The organism is Xanthobacter sp. AM11 (assembly GCF_047444035.1).
Lineage (GTDB): Bacteria > Pseudomonadota > Alphaproteobacteria > Rhizobiales > Xanthobacteraceae > Xanthobacter.
Genome location: NZ_JBLAOA010000001.1, coordinates 3,207,550 through 3,231,579, shown reverse-complemented (window position 1 = coordinate 3,231,579; position 24,030 = coordinate 3,207,550). Strand labels below are relative to the sequence as shown.

Below are 24,030 nucleotides of genomic sequence, written 5' to 3'. Positions count from 1 at the left end.
GTCCCGCCCGCCGCGCCCGTATGGCATGCGCGGCTCGACGGGACGGCCCCGGACGTCTATCCCGCCCATCTCAAACCCTCGTGACGGAGCGGTCAATAGACTGCGGAGCCGGAAAGAACCCGGCGCAACAGGAGAGTGCGATGGCTGGCGGGCACGATGATGCTGCAAGGCACAATGACGAACGGGGAACTGCGACGAAAGTCGTACATCTGGGGCGCGATCCGCAACGGTTCGACGGCTTCGTGAACACCCCCGTGGTGCGCGGCTCCACCGTGCTCTCGGCCAGCTATGACGATCTCGTGCACCATCGCGGGCGCTACAGCTACGGCCGGCGCGGCAACCCCACCACCGAGGGGCTGGAGACGGCGCTGAAGGCGCTGGAAGGCAGCGACGGGGTGGCGCTCACCCCCTCCGGCCTCTCGGCCTGCTCCATCGCCCTGCTCTCGGTGCTGGGGGCGGGCGACCACCTTTTGATGGTGGACACCGCCTATCGCCCCACCCGCACCTTCTGCGACCAGGTGCTGGCACGCATGGGGGTAAAGACCAGCTATTACGATCCCCTGGCCGGGGCCGACATCGCCGACTTCATCCGCCCCGACACCCGCGCCATCTTCCTGGAGGCGCCGGGCTCGCAGAGCTTCGAGATGCAGGACGTGCCGGCCATCGCCGCGGTGGCGCGGGAGCGGGAAATCACCACCCTCATCGACAACACCTGGGCGACGCCGCTGTTCTTCCGGCCCCACGCCTTCGGGGTGGACATCTCCATCCAGGCCGGCACCAAATATATCGGCGGGCATGCGGACCTCAACCTCGGCACCATCTCCGCGGTGGGGGCGGCATGGAAGAAGGTGATCGCCACCCACGGCACCATGGGAATCACCATCAGCCCCGACGATGCCGCCCTCGGCGCCCGCGGCCTGCGCACGCTGGCGGTGCGGCTGGAGCGGCACCAGCGCTCGGGCATCGAGATGGCGCAATGGCTTCAGGACCGGCCGGAAGTGTCGCGGGTGCTGCATCCGGCGCTGCCGTCCGATCCCGGCCACGCCCTCTGGAAGCGCGACTTCTCCGGCGCCAGCGGCCTGTTCAGCCTGATCCTGAAGGAGGTGCCGGAACGGGCGGTGGCGGCCTTCTTCGATGCCCTCACCCTGTTCGGCATGGGCTATTCCTGGGGCGGCTACGAGAGCCTCGCCATTCCCTTCGACTGCCGCGACTACCGCACCGCGACCCCGTGGGACGTGGAAGGCCCCGCCGTGCGCCTGCACATCGGGCTGGAGGACGTGGCCGACCTGAAGGCCGACCTCGACCGCGCCTTCGCCGCCCTGCGCGCCGCAGCCTGAGGCGCGCCGGCCGCCCCGCCGGGCCGGCGGTAGCAGGGAACGCGCCGTCTTGCCAAAAATATTGAAACTATTGCCGCCTCCCGCTTTGCCCTAGATTTGGCGCAGCAGGGAGGCGGCGCCGTGCTCACATGTCGTCGGTTTGAATCCAGCCAGCAATTACAACGCGCTGCGGAGAACTCGCCGCCGCTGAAGAACGGCACCTCCGGTGAAGGTGTTGCCGAGCTGCAGGATGTGCTTTTCGACCTGCGCTACGATTTGAAGAGATCTTTCGCCAAGGGGCGCGCCGACGGCATCTTCGGCAGCGAGACGCAAGCCGCGGTGACGGCGTTCCAGGCCGACATGGGCCTGGAGAAGGACGGCGTGGCCGGCCGCCTCACCCTCGCGGTGCTGGACGAGCTGATCAAGGCCGACCCCCGGCTCGACGCCCCTCCCCCCTCCGCGGCGGAGCCGGACGCCGGCCAGCGCAGCGGCCCCTACCACCTGCGCCCCCACGCCCATTGGTGAGCCATGAGCCCCTTCAACCTGCGCAACGGGCTGGTGGTGGACGAAATCCGCTTCGCCGCCCCGAAGACCAACAGCTCGCCCACTGCAACCTTCGTGGCCCATGACGATGCCGGCCGCACGCCGGTCTTGAAGTTTACCACCTCGTCCGACACGGACAGCAGGGGCGACGCCCTCTCCAACGGCTACAGCATCTCGGCCCTGTGCAAGACGCGGTTCTCGCCCCAGCAGCTGCGGGACAACGACATCCGCTTCATGCAGATCGTCGAGATCAGCGAATTCTCGGTCTGGTATGCCGGCCGCAAGAGCGCCGACGGCATGCTGGGCTACGCCTTCACCGGCAACCTGTGGCAGACCCCGCTGCTGGACTGCGTGACCCGGCCCGACCTGTCGGACGCCGTGAACCGGCCCTATTACCACGGCCAGCCCACCGACCGCATCGGCACCGATTTCTTCCCGGTGATGTCCGACACACCGGGCCTGCGGGTGACCACCGACGAGATGAACACCCGGACCAAGCGCTGGAACTTCCTATGGAAGTTCAAGTCCAAGGCGGCCTTCCTCTCCTATCTGGTGTTCGTGCACAAGGACGGCAGCCGCGAACCGCTCATGGGCTGGCGCTGGGAGCTGGAGCGCCTTGTGGTTCTGCGCTGGCGCGGCGGCGCGCCGCAGATCTACAACCAGATGTCGATATTGAAGCCGGACGCCCGGTCCACCATCGTCGCGCCGGGCTTTCAGACCCACAATATCCTGGTGAACCCGGGCACCATGGCCATCGCCAACATCGCCGGCAATGCCGCCCAGTCCAATTTCCGGTCCTCCTCGCCCGATGTGGACTTCAAGGAGGTGGATTATTATTTCGGCGATCTCGACGAGAATTTCTGGGTCTGACCCCTCGCCGCCCCCGCGGCCCGCCCCGTCACGTCACCGCACGGTTGGCGCGCCGCTCGCGCAAGGCGAATTGCAGGTTGCGCAGATAGATGAAGATGGACAGGGCCTGCCCGGCGATGAACACCGGGTCGCGCTTGTAGAGCGCATAGACCAGCAGCAGCGAGCCGCCGCCCAGGGAGAAGGTCCAGAAGGCGAAGGGAATGACCGAGCGCTGCGCCTTCTCGCTGGCGATCCACTGCACCACGAAGCGCATGGTGAACATGAACTGGGCCACGAAGCCCAGCGCCACCCACCAGTCGAACTGGTCGATGAAGACTTCGTGCAGGTATTTGCCGACTTCCGACAGGTAATAGAGCATCAGTTGCGCTCCACCACGGTCTGCACCCGGCGGCGCTTGATGAGCCACCAGACCCCGGCAAGATCGGCGATGCCCACCCACAGCCGGTTCCAGAAACCGTATTTGGACACGCCGTGCCAGCGTTCGCGGTCCACCACCTTCACGGTGCGGATCTCGTAGCCCTCGCGCTTCACCAGCGCCGACATGAAGCGGTGCAGCCCGTCGAACATGGGCAGGCGCAGGTGCACGTCGCGGCGCACCACCTTCAGGCCGCAGCCGGTGTCCCGCGTGCCGTCATTGAGCAGGGCGCCGCGCACGCCATTGGCCAGGCGCGACTGGAAGCGCTTGAAGCGGGTGTCCTTGCGCCCCTGCCGCTCGCCCTGCACCAGGCCGACCCGGGGGCCGCCCGCATCCATGGCGCGCACCATCTCCGGCAGGTAGGCCGGGTTGTTCTGGCCGTCGCCGTCCAGCAGCAGCAGCAGTTCGCCCCGCGCCGCCCGGGCGCCGGTGTCCACGCCGGCGGACTTCCCGCAGGAGGCCTCATGCACCAGGATGCGCAGATAGGGCCGCGTCTCGGCCGCCTTGCGCAGGTTGGCGAGGGTGGCGTCGGTGGAGCCGTCGTCCACGAAGATCAGCTCGTAGGGCTCGAAGGCCAGCGCCGCGTCCAGCTCGTCGATGAGCGGCGCGACGTTGTCCGCCTCGTCTTTCACGGCAATGACAACCGACAGCCGCGGGGCTGCGGACGGGCTTGTTTCAGGAGAGGTCACGGTCTCGCCTCTTCGAGGGGAACGGGGCGCCTTGGGCAGGCGTGGGGCAGAAGCTGGCCGAGGCGGCGGGCGGACGGCCCGGCCATGGGGGCGATGCGGCCGTCGGCGGCCACCTGGAACACCAGGCGGCGGGCGGCGAACACCTTCACCATCCACAGCGCCCAGGCGGTGCCGATGGCGGCCCCGGCGATCACGTCGCTGGGATAATGGGAGCCGAGCACGATGCGCGTCGCCGCCACCGGCACGGCCAGGGCGATGAGCGCCACCCGCGCGCGGGGAAACAGCGCCGCCAGCGCCACGGCGGCGGCAAAGGCGGTGGTGGAATGGCCCGAGGGAAACGACGCGAAGCTCGATTTCCACACCAGCCAGTCGAAGGTGAGCTGGGGGTTCGGCCCCTTCATCAGAAAGGCGGCGTGCGGCCGCGCCCGGCCAAGCAGATGCTTGACGATGGCCACCAGAAGCCCCACCGGGGCGATGGCGAGGAACAGGAAGCCGAGCCGCGCCAGCATGCTCGCGGCCACCCGCCGGCCCATGGCATCCAGCGCCGGCACCAGCGCCAGCACATAAAGGATGCCGAGGCCCAGCGGCCACAGCACCACGCCGGAGAAGCCGAGGTCGGTCAGCCGGTCGCTGAGGATCACGAGCCAGGCGGGCAGCTTCAGCCGCAGGCCGGGAACCAGCGGGTCCACCAGGATCATGGCCGCGGCGACGAGGCCGAAGGTCAGCGCCGCCAGCGCCAGCCCCTCCGCCACGCCGGCCAGGCCCACCCGGGGCGACGGCCCGCGGCGGCGATGGCGCAGCAGGAAGGCGAGGGCCTCGAACAGGCCGGCGATCACGCCCGCCACCGCATCGGCCAGCCGGCGCAGGGCAACGCCGGAGGCCGACGCCCGCGGCGAACCGCCGGCGGCGGACTCGCCGGTGCAACGGGCCGGATCGGCCGGACGCGGACCGCAGGGGGGCAGGCTCACGGCGCCGCCTCGTCGGAGCGGAACACGGTGATGGCCACCGGCCGGCCGCCGTTATAGGTGAAGCCTTCAAGGGTGGCGACGGCGTGATATTTCAGCGCCTGCGCCTCCGCATGCTTCTGGAAGGCGGGGGTGAAGCGCTCGTCGATGAAGGCCAGGGCGCAGCCGCCCTTCTTCAGCAGCGTCACCGCCTCATGGGGCAGCACATAATTGATGTCGGTTCCCACCAGGAAGACGAGGCTGGGCTCCTGATAGGGGAAGGAGGCCACATTGCCGGGCGGGCAGCCTTCCGCCGCCACCACGGCGGCGAGCCGCTCGGAAATCCACAGGGCGCGCATCTGCGGCAGCAGCAGCTGGTAGGCCGCAAGGTAGAGCAACAGCGCGCCGCAGATGGCGGTGAGGAAGGCGCCTTCCGCCCCGGCCCGGGGAAAGGCCCGCGCCGCCATCCACAGCAGGGCGATGGCCGCCAGCAGCAGCGGCGCGGCCATGAGGCCGGTCACGAAGCCGCCGCCCAGATACACAAAGGCCACGCCGAGGCCGAGCGCCAGCACGATGGCCATCACCGGCCACAGCCAGACCAGCCCCGCCAGCCGGCTGCCGGCCTTCGCCAGCATGCCCCGCTCCACCGCCAGCGCCACCAGGATGGCCAGCGCCGGATAGAGCGGCAGCACATAATGGGGCAGCTTGGTGGCGGCGATCTCGAAGGCGAGCCAGCTGGGCACCAGCCAGCACAGCAGGAAGCGCACCTTTCCATCTCGCCGCGCCCGATAGGCGAAGGGCGCCGCCATGGCCGCCAGCACCACGGACGGCCAGAAGGTGCCCCACACGGCGAGGAAATAGGTGCCCGGCGGGCCCCAATGGCCCTCCTGCCCTTCCGTCACCTTGCCCAGCATGTCCACGCCCACCGCGTGCTGGTAGAAGGCGCCGTTGGTGACATAATAGATGGCCACGAACCACGGCAGCACCAGAAGCAGGCACCACAGCAGGCCGAGCAGCGGCTTCAGCGGCTTGAGGAAGCTGCCGGAGCGCTCCACCAGCGCCAGCGCCGCGACGGCGAGGCCCACGAACAGGGGCGCCATGGGCCCCTTCACCAGGATGCCGGCGGCAAGGCCGGTCCAGAAGATGGCGGCGAGCCGGATGTCCCCTGCCCGCTCCGCCGCCGGACGCATATAGGCCCGGGCCAGGGCGCCGAAGCTGGCGAGGATGGTGAACAGCAGCACCGCGTCGGTCTTGGCGAGGCGCGCCTCCACCCCCAGAAGCACGCAGCCGGCCATGAGCAGGCCGGCGAAAAGCGCGCCACGCCGCGTCACGAAGGCAAGGGCGATCCAGTAGGTGAGCAGCACCGAGCCGATGGCGCCCAACAGCGAGGGCACGCGATAAAGCCAGATGGAGGTGCGGGCGGAAGGGCCGATCACCGCCTCCCCGGCGGTCACGGCGGCGGCCTGGAGCCAGTAGATGCCCACCGGCTTCTTGTGGCGGGCCTGCACGTGGAAGCGGATGTCCACGTAATTGCCGCTCTCCAGCATCTGCTTGGTGGCCTGGGAGAATCGGGCCTCGTCGCGGTCGATGGGGGAGAGCTGGAAGAAGCCGGGCAGGAAGGCGAGGAGGCTCACCACCACCAGCAGCAGGCTGGCGCGCGCGTGCCGCGCCGATGCGGCATCCAGAAGCCGGGCGAGGCGCCGTGCAAGGTCGAGGTCGAACGCCCGTCGCTGGTCGGACGCGGGCTCTGAGATGGCCATGCTTCTGATTGGATCCGCTCGAATTGGGCGCGGACAATAACAGAAACGCCCGTGCCGAAAAGGGCCGGCCCGGACGCGTGAAAAGCGCCCTGCAACCGGTGGCGGACCTGATGGCGGCCAAAGGCGGCGAAGGCAAGGCAACGAAAGCAGCCCGAACCTGCCCTGCCCCCGCCCGCAGCGGCCGCAGGCGGCCAAAGGCCGCGCGGCACGGGCCTGCCGCTGGGGCAGGCGCTACTTGGTGAGGATCAGCTTGTTCTGCGAGGTCAGCCGCAGCTGGTAGGTCTGCTCCCCGTGGGCGATGGTGACGAGACGCCCGGCGGCGAACAGGTCGCGGCTGTCGAGCTGCGCATCCACCATGGGAATGGCCCGCCGCGGCCCCAGCCCGACCTCACCCGCAAAGTCGTCGGCGGCGGTGACTTCGCCACGCCACATAGACCCTGTGTGCTCGTGCCTGCTCATTTTGAATCGCTCCAGATCAGATGCTGCAGCCCGCCGGCTCACGAACAGGTTCGGGCTACTTTAGAAGCATTCAATACTTGAATACCATCTCCTACTCTTTGACTAATACATGACGCCCCGCAGATCAACCGGGATGCGCGGGGACGCGCACGGCCGCGCCGCCGGAGCACGGGCGGCCGGGGGCGTACGGGGGGATGTCGGGAAGGAGCGGCGCACGCCGGCCGGGCACGCGCCCTATTCGGCGGCGATGCGGTCCGGCGCCTTCGGCGCGGCGGCCACCTTCGGCTCCTCGTGCCGGCCGGAAATGGCATGGTGGACCCGGGCGTCCAGCCGGTCGAGATAGAGATAGACCACCGGGGTGATGTAGAGGGTGAGCAGTTGCGACAGCAGCAGCCCGCCCACCACCGCCACGCCCAGCGGCTGGCGCAGCTCCGACCCCGCCCCAGCCCCGAGCGCGATGGGCAGCACGCCGAAGATGGCGGCAAGGGTGGTCATCATGATGGGCCGGAAGCGCAGCAGCGCCGCCTCGCGGATGGCATCCAGCGCCGGCGCCCCGCCGCGCCGGCGTTCCAGCGCCACGTCGATCATCATGATGGCATTCTTCTTCACGATGCCCACCAGCATGATGATGCCGATGATGGCGATCACCGACAGCTCCATGCCCGCAATCATCAGCGTCAGCAGCGCCCCGATGCCGGCCGAGGGCAGGCCGGACAGGATGGTGATGGGGTGGATGAAGCTCTCGTAGAGAATGCCCAGCACGATATAGATCACCACCACCGCCGCCACGATCAGCAGCGGCTGGTTGGACAGGGAATCCTGGAACACCTGCGCGGTGCCCTGGAAGCCGGTGGCGATGCCCGCCGGCAGGTTGGCGGCCTGCGCCGCGGCGTTGATCTCCTCCACCGCCTGGCCCAGCGAGGTGCCGGGGGCGAGGTTGAAGGAAATGGTGACGGCCGGCTGCTGCTGCTGGTGCTGGATGGAGAGCGGCCCCACCGTGCGGCGGATGTTGGCCACCGTCTCCAGCGGCACCATGGTGCCGGGGCCGGTGCGCAGATACACCCGCCTCAGGTCGCCGGGGTCCTGCTGCGAGCGCGGCTGGACGTCGGCGATGATCTCGAACTGGTTGGTCGGGGTGTAGAGGGTCGCGATCTGTCGCGTGCCGAACTGGTTGTAGAGGGCATCGCGCAGCCGCTGCTCGGTGATGCCGAGGGCCGCCGCCTTGTCCTTGTCCAGCTCGATGGTGAGCTGGGGGTTGGTGATCTGCAGGTCGGAGGTCACGTCCCGCAGCCCCGGCAGCTGGGCGAGGCGCTGCTCCATGTCCGCGGCGGCGGTGAACAGGGCCTGCGTGTCCGGGCTCTGCAGGGTGTATTGGTACTGGCTCTTGGAGGCGACGCCGCCCACCGAGATGTTCTGCACCGGCTGGAAGAAGGCGGTGACGCCGGGCACCTGCGCCACCAGCTTGCGCAGATCCTGGATGACGGCGCCGGCGGAGCGGGTGCGCTCGCCGGGCCCCGAGCCCCTGGGCTTCAGGGCGATGAACAGGCGGCCGGTGTTGGTGGTGCGGCTGATGCCCGTGGCCCCGGCGGTGGAGACCAGATACTCCACGTCCGGGTGGGCACGCACCGCCGCCGCCACCTGCGTCTGCCGCTCCACCATGGCATCGAACGAGCTGTCGGTGGCGGCCTCCACCGTGCCGGTGATGGAGCCGTTGTCCTCCTGCGGGAAGAAGCCCTTGGGGATGACGATGTAGAGGTAGACCGACAGGGCGATGGTGGCGAAGGTGACCACCAGCATGAAGGGGCGATGGCGCAGCACGAAATCCAGGCTCGCCCGGTAGGCCCCCAGCCAGGCGTCGAACATGCGCTCGGTGATGCGGAAGAAGGCGGAGGGCGTCTTGCGGTGGTCCGGCGCCTTCATCACCCGCGCGCACAGCATGGGCGTGAGGGTGAGGGAGACGAAGCCGGACACCAGGATGGCCACGGAGATGGTGACCGCGAACTCGCGGAACACGCGCCCCACCACCCCGCCCATGAACAGCACGGGGATGAACACCGCCACCAGCGAAAGCGTCATGGAAATGATGGTGAAGCCGATTTCCCGCGAGCCGCGCAGCGCGGCGCGGAAGGGCTTCTCGCCATTCTCCACGTGGCGGTAGATGTTCTCCAGCACCACGATGGCATCGTCCACCACGAAGCCCACGCACAAGGTGAGCGCCAGCAACGTCATGTTGTTGATGGAGAAATCCAGCGCCCACATGACCGCGAAGGTGGCGACGATGGACAAGGGCAGCGCCAGCGACGGAATGATGGTGGCCCGCACGTTGCGCAGGAACAGGAAGATCACCAGCACCACGAGGACCACGGCCTCGAACAGGGTCTTCTGCACGTCCGCCACCGCATCGCGCACGGAGACCGAGCGGTCGTTGAGCACGTCGATGCTCACCGCCCCGGGCAACTGGGCGCGGAAGGCAGGCAGGCGCGCGCGCACCTCGTCCACCACCTGCACGGTATTGGCGTCCGGCTGGCGCACCACGGCAAGCACGATGGTGCGGGTGTCGTTGAACCAGCTGGCGATGCGCTCGTTCTCCACCCCGTCGGTGACGGTGGCGATCTCGTCGAGCCGCACCACCGAGCCGTCCCGCGCCTTCACCACGATGCGGCGGAACTGGGAGGCATCCGCCTTGGACGTGCCCATGTCGATGGTCTGCGCCTGCTTGGGGCCGGAGACGATGCCCAGCGGCGAGTTGGAGGCGGCCGCCTGCACCGCCGACTGGATGTCGTCCGCCGAAATGTTGCGGGCGCCGGCCGCCGCCGGGTCGATGCGGATGCGCACGGCATATTTCTGCGAGCCGTAGATCTGCACCTGGGCCACGCCGGGCAGCTGGGAGATCTGCTGGCCGATCAGCGTGTCGCCATATTCGGTGACGGTCGATAGCGGCAGCGTTTCCGACGACAGCACCATCAGGAGCACCGGGGCATCGGCGGGATTGACCTTGCGGAAGCTCGGCGGGGTGGTCATCTCGTCCGGCAGCTGGCGCTGGGCCACCGAGAGGGCGGACTGCACGTCCAGCGCCGCGGCGTCGATGTTGCGGTTCAGGTCGAACTGCACCGTGATGGAGGTGGAGCCCTGGGTGGACGAGGAGGTGAGGGAGGTGATGCCGGAAATGGTGGCGAGCTGGCGCTCGATGGGGGTGGCCACCGACGAGGCCATGGTTTCCGGGCTGGCGCCGGGCAGGGAGGCGGTGATGTTGATGGTGGGGAAATCCACCCGCGGCAGCGCCGCCACCGGCAGCTGGCGATAGGCGAACAGGCCCGCCACCACCAGCGACAGCATCAGCAGCGTCGTCATCACCGGGCGGCGGATGCACAGTTCGGCGAGCATGGATCAGGCCCCCGTGCCGCTGGCCCGGGGCCCGCGCACGCTCACGCGGGTGCCGTTGCGCAGGGAAAGCTGGCCGTCGGTCACCACCGTCTCGCCGCCGTCGAGGCCGCTGGCGATGACCGAGCGCCCGTCCACCGTGCGCGCCACCTTCACCGGCCGCACCCGCGCGACGCCGTCGGCCACCACGAACACAAAGGTGCCGGCCTGCCCCGCCTGCACCGCCTCCGAGGGCACGGCCACCACGTTCGGGTCCACCCGCAGGGTGACCGTGACCGACCCCAGCGTGCCCGGCCACAGCCGTTCATCCTCATTGGGGAAGATGGCGCGGGCGGTGAGGGTGCCGGTCTGGGGGTCCACCGTATTGTCGATCACCGCCACCGTGCCGCCGGAAATGGTCTCGCCGGAGCCCTGCAGGGTGATGGACACAAGCGCGTCCCGCGCCGCCCTGAGATCGGCGATATGCCGCTCCGGCAGGCCGAAGGCCACATAGATGGGCTGGAGCTGGCGCACCGTGGCGAGGGTGTCGTCCACCCGGATCACCGCGCCCGCCCGCACCGATGACACGCCGATGCGGCCGGTGGCGGGGGCGCGGATGTCGTAATAGCCGCGCTGTACCTTGAGGGACTGCAGATTGGCCTCGCCCTGCGCCACCGTGGCCTCCTGCACCCCGGCGGTGGTCTTGGCATCGTCCACCTGCACCTGCGACACCGCATTGCGGGTGGCAAGGCCGGTGTAGCGCTCCACGTCGCGCCGGGTCTTTTCCAGCTGCACCCGGTCGCGGGCCAGGGTGGCCTCGGCCTGGCGGATCTCCGCGTCGATGACGCGGGAATCGAGCTGGTAGAGCAGCTCGCCGCGCTGCACCACGGCGCCGTCGGCAAAGCCCACCTTCTCCACCGCCGCCGCCACCCGCGAGCGGATGGGAACGGTGACCATGGATTCCACCGTGCCCAGCGCCTCCACCCGCACCGGCAGTGCCATGCGCTCCGCCCGTGCCGCCAGCACCGCCACCACCCGCTCGCGCGGCTCGGCCGGCTTGGGCGCCGCGGCACCGGCCCAAGGCAGCCAGCCGTCCAGCCAGCCCTTCAGGTCGCCCCTGTGGTCCCACCCCCATGCCCCCGCCCCCAGAACGGCGAGGCAGAGGACGGCGACGATGACCCGGCCGGTACGCGATGCCTTTTCCGCGGCCATGAAATCCTCGATCAAGCGCAAGCGGGGCCAATGGACCCTGTGTGGCGATGCAACAATAAATCAGCCGCCGGGTCCAATTAAGGTTTGGTCAGGTCGCTTCGGGTGCACAGATGGACCGCGCCGGCCACGAATCCGTGATCACCGGCCCGCGCCGATGCCGAAACCGGCGAAGGTGGCGAACCTCTGGACGCGGCCCGCGGTCATGCAAGGGGCACCGGCGCCGCCCCGGAGGCGAATTCAGCGAAGGTGGCGAAGCGCGGCGAGGCGCTCCAGCGCCCGGTCGATGGTGGCATCATGCTTGGCGAAGCAGAAGCGCACCACGCTGCGCACCGCCTCCCCGGCATAGAAAGCCGACACCGGAATGGCCGCAACCTTATGGTTCTTAACGAGATCCAGGCAGAAGGCCTCGTCGTCCGCCGGCCCGCCCCCGGCGGCAAGGTCGATGGAGAGGAAATAGGTTCCGGCCGAGGGAAGCACGAAAAACCCCAATTCCTCAAGCCCTTGAGCCAGACGATCGCGGGAGCGCTGCAATCCCGCGCGCATGCTGGTGAAATAGGAATCGTCCTTGCCCAGCCCATAGGCCACCGCCACCTGAAGGTTGGGTGGGGTGGTGAAGGTGAGGAATTGATGCGCCTTGGACAAGACCTTCATGAGCGGCGGGGCAGCAAAGACCATACCCACCTTCCAGCCAGTCATGCCGAAGATCTTTCCGGCGGATGAGATCTTCACCGTACGATCGCGCATTCCGGGAATCGACATCAGGGATACGAACGGAACATCGTCGAATACGACATGCTCCCAGACTTCATCCGACACCGCATAGGCGTTGTATTTCAGGCAATACTCGGCCACCAGGGCAAGATCTTCCCACGCATACACCGCACCGGTGGGGTTCTGCGGATTGTTGAAGAGCACCAGCTTGGTGCGGTCGGAGAAGGCGGCGGCCAGCTTCTCCGGCGTGATGCGCCACCCCGGCGGCTCCAGCCGCACCAGCCGCGGAACGCCCCCAGCCCGCAGGACCAGCGGCAGATAGGCATCGTAAAGCGGCTGGAACAGGACCACCTCGTCGCCCGGGACGATGAGGGAAAACAACGCTGCAGCAAGGGCTTCCGTCGCACCGGAGGTGACCATCACCTCCCCCTCCGGGTCCAGCTCCAGCCCCTGCCAGCGGCCATAGTGCGCCGCCGCCGCCTGCCGCAATTCGGACAGGCCCATCATCGGCGGATACTGGTTCCACCCGTCCATCACCGCTTCCGCCGCCTTGCGCCGGACATCCTGCGGCCCCGGATCTTCCGGGAATCCCTGGCCGAGATTGACCGCCTCATGGGTGCGGGCAAGCTGCGACATCACCTCGAAGATGGTGGTGGGCAGCTGCGCATAATGGGGATTGAGCGGCCGGGCGGGCATGGGCGAGGAAACGGGCGGCAGGGACATGAGCGCGTTCACAACAGGGGGCGGCGAGGGGTGGGCGAGGCCCCGCCTTTAGCCCTGATCGCCTGTCGGCGAAAGGCTTTTCGCCGTATCCGCACCCACCGCGCCGAGCGGCTCCAGGGCCGCGAGCAGAGCCTCCGGCGTGACCTGCCCCATGGGCATGAGCACCTTCGCCGCCTGCGTGCGCCGGCCGGGCCGCATCACCAGAACCACCGTCTCGGCACCGCCGCAGGCCGGATCGCCGCAGGAAATCTCGGAGACGGAAACGGTGGCCTCCGCCTCCAGGGCCAGCGTATCGCGCACAAGGTCGGCAAGCCTGCGCGCAGCATCGCGCGCCGGCCCCTCCTCGCCCCGCCGGCGCATGAACAGTCTCATTCCCCGCCTTCCTTAACCCACGACCAAGCGGCACCGTGTCTGGCCCAGCCTTGCGGCGCGAGCATGACAAAGCTTGCGGCGCGAGCATGACAGAGCTTGCGGGACGCGCCGCATGCCTGGTGGATCAAAGGCTTGCGGTTCGACCGCGACAGATGGGTACCATCCGTTTCGGTCGAACCACCAGGTGTTTAGTCCTCGTCCTCGTCCTGCGGCAGGCCGAACAGCCGGCGCAGCCGCGCGATGCCGCGCCGCAGCCGCCCGGCCTCCAGCCGCAGCACGGCCCAGGTGACGCGGCCGTCCACCACCTCGCGCACCTCGATGACCGCATGCCCGTAGGTGATGCGCATTCCCGGCGCGGGGTGGTCGTCGGAGCGATCGGCGAACGCCTCGGCGATGGTCAGGCCACAGTCCCCGTCGGGCACGGCGAGGCCGTAGAATACCGCAAGGTCGCCGAGCCGCACCTCTCCCACGAACGGAAACGCCGCCCCATCGTCGAGAACGGTGGCGTCCTGGGGCCGGAACAGGCGGTCCAGCTGGTGCACCCGCTGCGGCGGCGCGAGGACATAGCCGTAATCCCCCACCGTGAGCGGGCCGGCGGCTTCCGGGGTCAGGGTCTGCCCCGCACGCACCACCATCATCAGGCGGGCCCATGGGGGCAGCATGCTCTGCCCCGTCACCGGGGTGCCCTTGGTGACGGGATAGGCCACCAGCTCCATGTCGGTCTGCCCCGGCAGGTCGATCTCGAAGCGGCGGATGCCCGGCGTCGGATCGGACAGGGCCACGTCACAGCGCCGGGCGGCCCATGCCATGGTCCAGCCGTGCAGGATGAGCGACACCAGCACCACCGCGAAGGCGACGTTGAAGAACACCTCCGCCCCCGGCAGGTGCGCCAGCATGGGAATGGTGGCGAGGAAGATGGACACCGCCCCCCGCAGCCCGGCCCAGGAGATGAAGGTCTTCTCCTTGGTGGAGAAGCGGAACGGCGCAAGGCACAGGAACACCGCCGCCGGCCGCCCCACCAGGATGAGGAAGGCCGCCACGCCGAGGGCGGGCAGCGCCACCTCGACGATCTTCTGTGGCGACACCAATAGCCCGAGCATCACGAACATCACGATCTGGCAGAGCCAGGTGACGGTATCGAGGAACGAGGTGATGGAGGCGATGGCCCGCACCGGCCGGTTGCCGAGCACGAGCCCGGCGAGATAGACGGCAAGGAAGCCGGACCCGTGCAGCAGCGAGGTAACGGCAAAGACCAGCACCGCCACCCCCACCACCAGCACCGGGTGCAGCCCGCCGGGAAGATCCACCCGGTTCAGGAGGCCGACCAGCGCCAGGCCGGCCGCCACGCCCACCACCGCGCCCACCACCAGCTCGCGCACCACGCCGAGCGCCACCAGCAGCCCGGGGTCGGACAGGTTGCTGGTGAGCAGTTCCACCAGCAGCACGGTGAGGAACACCGCGGCCGGATCATTGGTGGCCGATTCGATCTCCACCACGGAGCCCACCCGCCGGTCCAGTTGCAGGCCCTGCGCCCGCACCAGGAACAACACGGCCGCCGCATCCGTGGAGGCGACGATGGCGCCCACGAGGAAGCTCTCCATGAAGGAGATTCCCAGCAGCGGCCCCGCCACCAGCGCCACCAGAACGGCCGTGAACACCACGCCGATGGTGGACAGGGCCAGCGCCGGCGCCAGCGCCCCGCGCATGCTGGCGATGCGCATCCGCAGGCCGCCATCGAACAGGATCACCGCCAGGGCGGCGGAGCCCACCATGTAGGTGACCCAATAATTGTCGAAATGGAGTCCGCCGGGCCCGCCCTCCCCCGCCGCCACGCCGATGAGGAGGAAGACCAGCAGGATCGGCGCCCCGAAGCGTGCCGCAAGCAGGCTCGACAGCGTGCCCACCACGAGCAGCGCGGCCACCACCAGCAGAAACGCATTTGATACGACCACCGAACCCATGTGACCCCGAACTGCCGGTTTGCATCCAGTTTACGACAGTAGCGCCCGCGGCGCTCCGCGCGTAAGGTCCGCATCGTCGCGGGACACGCGGGGCGTGCGCGCTACCCACGATCGAGCCGATTCCGGGGGCGGAAGGGACGTGGAAATGTCGTTGAACGGCATTCCCTGCGCGTATCTTGTCATGTCTATGGTTTTGACGCCGCGGGGGACTTTTGCAATCGCCGGAGAGACGATCTGTCAGGATCGCGAGCTGGCGTTCGAAATGGCCCATTCCGATGGGCCTTCCTGCGCGTGGGTGGGAATCTATGCCCTCGACGCAAACGGGAATTCCCTCAGCACCGCGCCTTTGTTCTCCCTCGGGACCCTGAACCGCGCGCTCCGGCAGTCTGCCGCGGCAGGCCGCGGCGCGGCCTTATTGTCCTGAGCCGCGCTTCGCCACGAAGGCGATGGCATCGAAAGGCGTGGCGATCTCCACCACGCGCACGCGCCGGCTGCCGCACATGTCGCACCGCAGGCTGGCGGGAGCGGCGGGCTCCTGCGTCTGCGTTTCACCTTCGGCAAGGCGAGGCCGGTCGCCGGCCGTGTGGCCGGACAGGATGGAGCGTTGCCCGCAGCGGGCGCATTCGGCACAGAGGAGCATCGGCAGACCCAGCGCGCAAATCATGGTCGCGTCAAGGTCATGTGGCGCCCGATGCCGTCGGTCCGGCGCCGCGGCCGGCGGGCTCCAGCAGGGCCACGGCGAACCAGTGGCGTGGATCGGTCCACAGGGCGTGCACCTGCCAGCCCGCCGCAGCGGCGAGGGTGGCGAACCGGGCCGGCGCGTATTTGTAGGAATTCTCCGTGTGGATGGTCTCGCCCCGCCGGAAGGCGATGGCCTGCCCGGCGATGCGCACGGTCTGGCCGGCCAGGCTTTCAAGGTGCATCTCCACCCGGCCCGGGACCGGATCGTAGAAGGCGCGGTGGCGAAAGGCCGCGAGGTCGAAATCCGCTCCCAGCTCCCGGTTGATGCGGGCCAGGAGATTGAGGTTGAAGGCCGCCGTGACGCCCTGCGCGTCGTTATAGGCGGCGTCCAGCACCGCGGCATCCTTGGCAAGGTCGAACCCCACCACGAACGCCGCCTGCCGGCCGAGCACCTGCGCCGCATGGGCCAGGAAGTCCTGCGCCGCCTCCGGCGTGAAATTGCCGATGGTGGAGCCGGGAAAGAATCCCAGCCGCCGGCCGCGGGCCTCAAGGGGCGGCAGGGTGATGGCGCGGGTGAAATCGGCCTCCACCGGTACCATGGCAACCCGAGGATAGGCGCCGGCGAGGCGCGCCACCGCTTCGCGCATGTGCGGGCCGGAAATGTCGATGGGCACGTAAGCGGCGGGGGCATCCATGGCATCGAGCAGCAGCCGCACCTTCTCGCTCGACCCGGAGCCGAACTCCACCAGCGCCGCATGCGGCCCGGCACAGGCGCCGATGTCGGCGGCCCGCGCCTTGAGGATGCCCAGCTCGGTGCGGGTGGGGTAATATTCCGGCAGCCGGCAGATGCGGTCGAACAGGCGCGAGCCGGTGGCATCGTAGAAATATTTCGGCGACAGCGCCTTCTGCGGCAGCGCCAGGCCGGCGTGCACATCGGCGAGAAAAGCCGCGTCGGCAGTGTCGCGGCGGGCGAGGGTTTCAAGGGCCATCACGCGTCCTCCGCGAGGCGCAGGCCGGCGAAGGGCCAGCGCTGGTGGGGATAGAAGAAGTTGCGGTAGGTGGCGCGCGCATGGCCGTCCGGCGTGGCGCAGCTGCCGCCGCGCAACACCATCTGGTTGGACATGAACTTGCCGTTGTATTCGCCCAGCGCCCCCGGCGCCGGGCGGTAGCCGGGATAGGCCACATAGGGGCTCTGGGTCCATTCCCACACGTCGCCGAACATCTGGGCCGGCACTGCGCCGCACCGCGGGGCCGCGCGCGGGCGCAGCAGCCCCGCCCCCAGAAAATTGCCCTCCACCGGCAGATCGCGGGCCGCCACCTCCCATTCCGCCTCGGAGGGCAGCCGGCGACCGGACCAGCGGGCGAAGGCGTCGGCCTCGTAATAGCTCACATGCACCACCGGAGCGGCCGGGTCCACGGGCTGCGGGCCGGCCAGGGTCATGGCCTCGAACCCGGCGCCGGCGGCCTGCCAATAGAGCGGCGCCGTGAATTCGCCCGCCTTCACCCGCGCCCAGCCGTCGGCGAGCCACAGGTCCGGGCGGCGATAGCCGTCATCGGCCATGAAGGCCATCCATTCCCCGTTGGTCACGGCGCGCGCGGCAAGGCGGAAGGGGCGCAGCAGCACCGCGTGGCGCGGCCCCTCATTGTCATAGGCGAAGCCGCCCCCGTCATGGCCGATCTCGAAGATGCCGCCGGGATAGGAAAGGAAGGCCGCTTCGCCCGCGGGCTCCGCCACCGGCATGGGGCCGGGCCGGTAGGCCGGCTTCAGGGGGTTGGCGGCGAACAGGTTGAGGAGGTCCATCAGGATCAGCTCCTGATGCTGCTGCTCGTGGTTGATGCCGATCTCCACCAGCGGGGCGAGGGCGGCCATCTTCCCCTCGTCGGCCCCGGCGACCAGCGTATCCATGGCGTGCGTCACCCGCCGGCGATAGGCGGCCACCTCCGCCACCGTGGGCCGGGTGATGAGGCCGCGGGCAAAGCGCGGGTGCCGGCTGCCGGCCGCCTCGTAATAGGAATTGAACAGATAGGCGAACTGGGGATGGGCCGCCGCATAGCCCGGCAGGTGCGCCAGCAGCAGAAAGGTTTCGAAGAACCAGGAGACATGGGCCAGATGCCATTTTGTGGGGCTGCAATCGGGCATGGACTGGACCGTCTGGTCCTCCGGGCCGAGGTCGCGGGCCAGGTCTTCGGTCAATTGCCGCGTGGCGTGGAAGCGGGCGAGCAGATCGGCGCGGGGAGACGGGAGGGGCTCGCCCCTGTGGCTTGTCTTCATTGCGGCTCCGGGTCCGGCATCAGGCGTGGCTGGGGGACAACGCGCCTGCCCCCCTTGCGGTTCTACGGGGCGGCACGCGGGCCGGCTTTCCAGCTCCCACGCCCCGGGGCACTTTTTCCGCCGTCGCGGGTCAGGCCTCGCGGGCAAGGGGGATCACCGCATCCACGGAGGCCTGGGAGGCGCCGTTGTGCCGCCACAAAGCGAGGGTGCGCATGCGCGCATGCTCCGGCGCAACCGGACGCGTCGCGATCTCGCCGAGGGCGCGCCAGCGCTCCACCGCGCGCGCCGGCAGCAGGGTGCGGCCCAGCCCGGCGGAGATGCAGCCGATGATGCCGTCGAGGGTTCCAAGCTCCAGGGCCGGCAGGTCGCCGAGCGCCGCCCGGCAGCGCTCGCGATAGCTGCACCCCGCCCGGAAGACGATGGCCGCGGCGTCCGGCTCGCCATAAGCGGGGCGCACCTCCACCAGTTCCTCGTCCCACAGGGGGGCACTGGCAAAGCGCGGATCGGCCGCCTCCTCGGCGACGAAGGCCAGGTCGATGGCGCCGGCCTTCAGCAGGCCGACCAGTTCATGGCTGGTGCCGGTGCGCAGGCCGAGGCGAAGGGAGGGCAGGCCGGCCCGGACCTTCCGCAGCAGCGCGGGCAGGCGCACCGCCGCCGTGGTTTCCATGCTGCCCAGCCGCAGCGGCGGCCATTTCGCCGCGGCGCTGCGCAGATGCGCCTCCGCCTCGGTGGAGAGGCGGACCAGCCGGTCCCCGTAATCCAGCGCGAGGCTGCCCGCGGCGGTGGGCACCATGCGGCCGTCGATGCGCTCCACCAGCTTCTGGCCGAGCCGGCCTTCCAGCTTCTTCAGGCGGGCGGTGACGTTGGACTGGACACAGCCCAGGCGCACGGCCGCACGGGTGATGCTGCCGGTTTCGGCCACCGCCTGCAGGAACTGGAAATCGCGCATCTCCATCATCAGATGAGAACGATATGATCATGAACTTTCAATTTCAATGATGATGTCGCCCTTCCATAATAAGCGGACTCGTTTCGCCCCAGATGGAGCCCCCACCGTGACGGAGACCTCCCCCACCCGCGACTGGCCGGACCGGCGCATCCTGGATCTGTTCGGCATCCATGTGCCCATGCTGCTCGCGCCCATGGCCGGTGCGGGCACCCCGGCCCTTGCCGTTGCGGTGGCGCAGGCCGGCGGGCTTGCCGCTTTGCCCGGCGCCCAATACACGCCCGACGACATGCGCGCGGCGGTGGCGCAGGTGCGCGCCGCGGCGCCGGAATGCCCGCTCAACCTCAACTTCTTCTGCCACACGCCGCCGGCGCCGGACCCGGTGCGCGCCCTGCGCTGGCGCGCGCGCCTTGCGCCCTATTATGTGGAGATGGGGCTGGACCCCGAAGTGCCGGTGGCGCCGGGCGGGCGCACGCCGTTCGACGCCGGCCTCTGCGCGCTGGTGGAAGAGCTGCGGCCGGAGGTGGTGAGCTTTCACTTCGGCCTGCCGGAAGCGGCCCTTCTGGCACGGGTGAAGGCCATGGGGGCGAAGGTCATCTCCTCGGCCACCACCGTTGCCGAAGCCCGCTGGCTCGAAGCACGGGGCTGCGATGCGGTGATCGCCATGGGGCTTGAGGCGGGCGGGCACCGCGGCAGCTTCCTGTGCGACGACATGGCCCGCCAGGTGGGCACCTTCGCTTTGGTGCCGCAGGTGGTGGACGCGGTGCGCGTGCCGGTGATCGCGGCCGGCGGCATTGCCGACGGGCGGGGCGTGGTGGCCGCCCTCGCCCTGGGCGCCAGCGCGGTGCAGATGGGCACTGCCTTCCTGTTCAGCCCGGAGGCGAAGATTCCCGCCGTCCACCGCGCCGCCCTGGAAGCGGCAGGCGATGACGCCACGGCGCTCACCAACCTGTTCACCGGGCGGCCCGCCCGCGGCGTGGTGAACCGGGTGATGCGCGAGGTGGGGTCTCTTTCGCCCGACGCCCCGGCCTTTCCCCTTGCCGGCGGCGCGCTGGCGCCGCTGCGCGCCCATGCCGAGGCGCAGGGCAGCGGGGATTTCACCAATCTGTGGTCGGGCCAGGCGGCGGCGCTCGCCCCCCGCCTTCCGGCCGGCGACCTGGTGCGCAGCCTCGCCGCCGACGCCCTCGCCCGGCTGGCCGGGTAAGGAGCGCAACGGCCCCGCCCCGGGACCGGCCGCCTCAGGCGATCGCCACCACCTCCACCTCGGCGCCGGCCACCACGGCCACCTCGCCCGCCGCCTTGCCCATGACCGCGCGGGCAAGCGGCGAGACATAGGACACCGAGCCCCGGCCCGGGTCCGCCTCATCCTCGCCGACGATGCGGAAGGTCTGGCGCCGGCCGTCCGCCCGATCCAGCGTGACGGTGGTGCCGAACTGCACGGTCTGGGGATGGGCAAGCGTTTCCACCAGCTGGGCGCTGGCGCGGCGGGCGCCGTAATAGCGCAGGTCCCGCGTGGCCCGGGCCATGGCCGTGCGGTCGGCCTGCACATCCCCCTTCTGCGCCGCCCCATAGGCCGCCCGCGCCTGCGCCAGAGCCGCATCCAGCGCCGCCAGCCCGCTGGCCGTCACCAGATTCGGATGTGGCGAGATGGGCCGGTCCGGCAGATCGGCGGCGGTGGCTTCAAGGTCGTTCTCACGGGTGAAGGCAACGGACATGGGGGGCTGGGTCTCTGGTGGCGGCGGAGAACGTGTCCCGCCGGGATGTGACGAAAGCGGGGCGCGGCGGGTGCCGGCAACCGGGTGAGTGCATCCCGCCGCCGGGCGAATGTTGCTCCTTTGCGACAGCGGGTGTCTTTCGTGCCGCAAACCCGCCTGGAGGCCCACGTTCTCGCCTACGTCACATTTCATTCTGTTTCAGCAAATGTTAACCCCGTTACAGGGGTAAGGAAACGATGTCGGGGCACCGGACCGCGAATGGGCGCATGAGGACGGTTGCTGCCTGGGCAGTGGCCTATGTTCTCGTGCTCCAGGCGTTCCTCACCAGCTTTGCCATCGCCGCCATGCCGATGGATGGCGGACGCGCTTTGTGCCTCAGCACCGCATCTGCGGCGGCCCCGGCCGATGCGCCCGGGGCGGATGAGCCCGCCGGCACCCCCGCCCAAGTGCACTGCCAGGCCTGCCTCGCCCGCGCCGATGTGTCGGACCTGACGCCGCCGGTGCCGGTGCCCGCCATCGACCGCATCGCCATCGAGCTGCGGTTCGACCGCATCGTGCGGGTGGCGCTGCGCCGGCTCGATCCGCCGCGCTCCTTCCAGCCCCGCGCACCCCCCGCCTTCCTTCCGGCCTGACCGACGCGACCATCGCCAACCTGCGGGCTGGCCTGGACCCTCGCGCCGTCCCCGATGCCCGCGCGCGCCGCGCCGGGCCGCTGGATGTCGAGCCCGCCGCGGCTCGCCACGCCTTCATACCCGGCCGCGCCTTGCCGCTGGCCCCCCGTATGCGGAAGGAAACCCCGTGCAATCCATTCCTGTTCACATTTCGCGTCGCACCCTGCGGCGCACGACGGTGCTCTTCAGCCCGGCCTTTGCCGCTTTGTGCCTGGCGCCCCTCCTCCCCGTCTGCGCCGCCGCGCAAAGCAGCGGCCCCGGCACGGTGTCCTTGCCGACAGTGACCGTGCGCAGCGACATGCCGGCCGCGGCCGGCACCGGCGCCGGCGCGGACGAAGGCGGCAGCTTCACCCCGGCCGACACCAGCGACATTTCCGGCGCGCAGGCGCAGAACGCCACCCTCTGGACCAGTGATTCCGGCTCGCTCATCAGCCGCATTCCCGGCGGCGCGGCCTGGGGCGCGGGCGGCGTCTCCAGCCTGCCCGCGGTGAACGGCATGGGCGCCGATCGCGTGCAGGTGGCGGTCAACGGCATGCTGTTCGGCGTGGCCTGCCCGAACGAGATGAACCCGCCCTTCTCCTTCGTCAATCCGGCGATGATCGCCAGCGCCCGGGTCTATACGGCCACGGCGCCGGTGAGCGCGGGCGGCGACTATACCGGCGCGCGGGTGGACGTGAGCGTCGCCCCGCCGCAATTCACCAAGGGCGACGCGCCCACCATCTCGGGCTTCGTCTCCGGCTTCTACCGCAGCAACGGGGACGGCTACGGCGTCGATGCCAGCGCCACCGTGTCCAACTCCGACACCAGCGTGACCTATACGGGCGGCTGGAACCGCGCCAGCGACTATGTGTCCGGCGACGGCACCACCATCAAGTCCACCATGTACGAGACGCAGAACCACTCCATCAGCATCTCGAAGAAGATCCAGGACCAGCTCTTCACCGTCCAGGTCGGCGGACAATTCATCCCCTACCAGGGGTATCCGAACCAATATATGGACATGGTGGACAACAAGAGCCTCTATGCCAACGGCCGCTACCAGGGCCAGTTCGACTGGGGCGAGCTGGAGGCCAGCGTCTTCGCCAACCGCATCCGGCACACCATGGGCTTCATCCAGCCGGACAAGGACGGCACCATGCCCATGGACACCCGCGCCACCGACATGGGCTACGCGGTGAAAGGCACGATTGCCGCCTCCGCCCGCGACATCTTCCGCATCGGCAACGAACTCTATTACAACAATCTCGACGACTGGTGGCCGCCGGTGGCCGGCTCCATGATGATGGGTCCCGACACCTTCCAGAGCATCAACAACGGCCAGCGCACCCGCCTCGGCACCTATGGCGAGTGGGAGCGGCAGATCGACGAGCGCTGGACCGCCGTGCTCGGCCTGCGCAACGACATCGTATGGATGAACACCGGCGACGTGGAGGGCTACAACCAGATGATGTACGGGGCCGACGCCGCCCTGTTCAACGCCCAGAGCCACGCGCGCACCGACTTCAACATCGACGCCTCGGCCATCCTGCGCTACGCGCCGGACACCGGCAGCGTCTATGAGCTGGGGCTTGCCCGCAAGACCCGCTCGCCGAACTTCTACGAGCGCTACGCCTGGTCCACCAACGCCATGGCCATGAAGATGATCGGCTGGTTCGGCGACGGCAACGGCTATGTGGGCAATCTCGACCTGGTGCCGGAAGCCGCCCACACGGCCAGCTTCACCGCCACCTGGCACGATGCCGCGCAGAAGGTGTGGGAGCTGCGGGTCTCCCCCTACTACAGCTATGTGACCGACTATATCGACGCCGACCGCTGCGCGCTGAAGGGGTGCCTGGCGAACCTGCCGAGCAACCTCTACACCCAGAACAACTTCGTTTATCTGCAGTTCGCCAACCACGATGCCTGGCTCTATGGCGTGAACATCGACGGCAAGCTGGCCCTGTGGGAGAACGACACCTACGGGCAGGGCACGTTCCGCGGCAACCTGAACTTTGTGCAGGGGCAGCGCACCGATGGCGTCAACCTCTACCACATGATGCCGCTCAACGGCGTGATGGCCGTGGACCACAGGCTCGGCAACTGGACCAACAGCCTGGAACTGCAGATGGTGGCGGCGAAGGTCCTCGTCAGCCAGGTGCGCAACGAGGTTGAGACCAACGCCTATGCCTTGCTCAACTTCCGCACCAGTTACCAGTGGGAGGCCATCCGGTTCGACTTCGGCATCGAGAACATCTTCGATACCGGATACAATCTACCCTTGGGCGGCGCAAACCTTGTGAACTACCAGGTGCCCTCGATGATGGGCTCCTCCGCCGCCTGGGGCTTCCCCGTGGCCGGCATGGGCCGCTCGTTCAACACGCGGGTGACTTGGCAGTTCTGATGCCGGGCGCCGGGGTGGCGCGGGATGTTC

At 69.2% G+C, this 24,030-nt stretch carries 21 protein-coding genes; 6 read left to right on the top strand and 15 right to left on the bottom strand.

Annotation, left to right across the window (positions count from 1 at the left end; genetic code table 11):
* The first annotated feature begins 140 nt into the window (after positions 1-140).
* The 3 genes from metC to ACI7BZ_RS14760 all read left to right on the top strand — a co-directional run bounded on the left by metC (position 141) and on the right by ACI7BZ_RS14760 (position 2,729).
* Entirely contained in the window at positions 141-1,337 is a 1,197-nt protein-coding gene (gene metC, locus ACI7BZ_RS14770; RefSeq protein ID WP_414117939.1) for a cystathionine beta-lyase, read from the top strand.
* A gap of 120 nt (positions 1,338-1,457) precedes the next feature.
* Entirely contained in the window at positions 1,458-1,841 is a 384-nt protein-coding gene (locus ACI7BZ_RS14765) for a peptidoglycan-binding domain-containing protein (RefSeq protein ID WP_414117938.1), read from the top strand.
* 3 nt (positions 1,842-1,844) lie between these two features.
* On the top strand, positions 1,845-2,729 hold the full coding sequence (locus ACI7BZ_RS14760; RefSeq protein WP_414117937.1) for a hypothetical protein: 885 nt from the start codon (positions 1,845-1,847) through the stop codon (positions 2,727-2,729).
* 28 nt (positions 2,730-2,757) lie between these two features.
* On the opposite strand, the gene ACI7BZ_RS14755 is transcribed toward ACI7BZ_RS14760, so the two are convergent.
* The 14 genes from ACI7BZ_RS14755 to ACI7BZ_RS14690 all read right to left on the bottom strand — a co-directional run bounded on the left by ACI7BZ_RS14755 (position 2,758) and on the right by ACI7BZ_RS14690 (position 19,237).
* The gene (locus ACI7BZ_RS14755) at positions 2,758-3,087 is read right to left on the bottom strand and encodes a lipid-A-disaccharide synthase N-terminal domain-containing protein (protein WP_414117936.1); all 330 of its coding nucleotides are present in this window, start codon (positions 3,085-3,087) and stop codon (positions 2,758-2,760) included.
* A complete protein-coding gene (locus tag ACI7BZ_RS14750; protein ID WP_414117935.1) occupies positions 3,087-3,833 on the bottom strand; it encodes a glycosyltransferase in 747 nt (248 codons plus the stop codon). Before ACI7BZ_RS14750 ends, ACI7BZ_RS14755 begins: the two co-directional genes overlap by 1 nt.
* Entirely contained in the window at positions 3,830-4,801 is a 972-nt protein-coding gene (locus ACI7BZ_RS14745) for a phosphatase PAP2 family protein (protein WP_414117934.1), read from the bottom strand. Before ACI7BZ_RS14745 ends, ACI7BZ_RS14750 begins: the two co-directional genes overlap by 4 nt.
* Positions 4,798-6,537 (bottom strand): ArnT family glycosyltransferase, encoded by a 1,740-nt coding sequence (locus ACI7BZ_RS14740; protein ID WP_414117933.1) that lies wholly within the window; start codon positions 6,535-6,537, stop codon positions 4,798-4,800. Before ACI7BZ_RS14740 ends, ACI7BZ_RS14745 begins: the two co-directional genes overlap by 4 nt.
* Before the next feature lie 231 nt (positions 6,538-6,768).
* Positions 6,769-6,969, bottom strand: a complete 201-nt coding sequence (locus ACI7BZ_RS14735) for a hemin uptake protein HemP (protein ID WP_414117932.1) — start codon at positions 6,967-6,969, stop codon at positions 6,769-6,771.
* Between the two features lie 261 nt (positions 6,970-7,230).
* On the bottom strand, positions 7,231-10,380 hold the full coding sequence (locus ACI7BZ_RS14730) for an efflux RND transporter permease subunit (protein ID WP_414117931.1): 3,150 nt from the start codon (positions 10,378-10,380) through the stop codon (positions 7,231-7,233).
* Positions 10,381-10,383: 3 nt separating this feature from the next.
* Positions 10,384-11,568: an efflux RND transporter periplasmic adaptor subunit gene (locus ACI7BZ_RS14725; protein WP_414117930.1), complete on the bottom strand. Its 1,185-nt coding sequence runs from the start codon at positions 11,566-11,568 to the stop codon at positions 10,384-10,386.
* Positions 11,569-11,805: 237 nt separating this feature from the next.
* Positions 11,806-13,002, bottom strand: a complete 1,197-nt coding sequence (locus ACI7BZ_RS14720) for an aminotransferase (RefSeq protein WP_414117929.1) — start codon at positions 13,000-13,002, stop codon at positions 11,806-11,808.
* A 48-nt stretch (positions 13,003-13,050) separates the two neighbouring features.
* Entirely contained in the window at positions 13,051-13,374 is a 324-nt protein-coding gene (locus tag ACI7BZ_RS14715) for a hypothetical protein (protein ID WP_414117928.1), read from the bottom strand.
* 188 nt (positions 13,375-13,562) lie between these two features.
* Entirely contained in the window at positions 13,563-15,335 is a 1,773-nt protein-coding gene (locus ACI7BZ_RS14710; protein ID WP_414117927.1) for a potassium/proton antiporter, read from the bottom strand.
* A gap of 412 nt (positions 15,336-15,747) precedes the next feature.
* Positions 15,748-15,975: a hypothetical protein gene (locus ACI7BZ_RS14705; protein ID WP_414117926.1), complete on the bottom strand. Its 228-nt coding sequence runs from the start codon at positions 15,973-15,975 to the stop codon at positions 15,748-15,750.
* A 37-nt stretch (positions 15,976-16,012) separates the two neighbouring features.
* Positions 16,013-17,005, bottom strand: a complete 993-nt coding sequence (gene egtD, locus ACI7BZ_RS14700; RefSeq protein ID WP_414117925.1) for an L-histidine N(alpha)-methyltransferase — start codon at positions 17,003-17,005, stop codon at positions 16,013-16,015.
* The gene (egtB, locus tag ACI7BZ_RS14695; RefSeq protein ID WP_414117924.1) at positions 17,005-18,288 is read right to left on the bottom strand and encodes an ergothioneine biosynthesis protein EgtB; all 1,284 of its coding nucleotides are present in this window, start codon (positions 18,286-18,288) and stop codon (positions 17,005-17,007) included. The genes egtD and egtB overlap by 1 nt, the downstream gene beginning before the upstream one ends.
* A gap of 130 nt (positions 18,289-18,418) precedes the next feature.
* On the bottom strand, positions 18,419-19,237 hold the full coding sequence (locus ACI7BZ_RS14690) for a LysR family transcriptional regulator (protein ID WP_414117923.1): 819 nt from the start codon (positions 19,235-19,237) through the stop codon (positions 18,419-18,421).
* A 106-nt stretch (positions 19,238-19,343) separates the two neighbouring features.
* On the opposite strand from ACI7BZ_RS14690, the gene ACI7BZ_RS14685 reads away from it, so the two are divergent.
* A complete protein-coding gene (locus tag ACI7BZ_RS14685; RefSeq protein ID WP_414117922.1) occupies positions 19,344-20,438 on the top strand; it encodes an NAD(P)H-dependent flavin oxidoreductase in 1,095 nt (364 codons plus the stop codon).
* Positions 20,439-20,472: 34 nt separating this feature from the next.
* Here the strand turns inward: ACI7BZ_RS14685 and greA are convergent, their stop codons facing one another.
* Positions 20,473-20,949 (bottom strand): transcription elongation factor GreA, encoded by a 477-nt coding sequence (greA, locus tag ACI7BZ_RS14680; protein ID WP_414117921.1) that lies wholly within the window; start codon positions 20,947-20,949, stop codon positions 20,473-20,475.
* Between the two features lie 266 nt (positions 20,950-21,215).
* Here greA and ACI7BZ_RS14675 point away from each other — a divergent pair, with 266 nt between their 5' ends.
* Together ACI7BZ_RS14675 and ACI7BZ_RS14670 are read left to right on the top strand one after the other, a co-directional pair.
* The gene (locus ACI7BZ_RS14675; RefSeq protein ID WP_414117920.1) at positions 21,216-21,581 is read left to right on the top strand and encodes a DUF2946 family protein; all 366 of its coding nucleotides are present in this window, start codon (positions 21,216-21,218) and stop codon (positions 21,579-21,581) included.
* 166 nt (positions 21,582-21,747) lie between these two features.
* Positions 21,748-24,000 (top strand): TonB-dependent receptor, encoded by a 2,253-nt coding sequence (locus tag ACI7BZ_RS14670; RefSeq protein ID WP_414117919.1) that lies wholly within the window; start codon positions 21,748-21,750, stop codon positions 23,998-24,000.
* Positions 24,001-24,030: the final 30 nt, after the last annotated feature.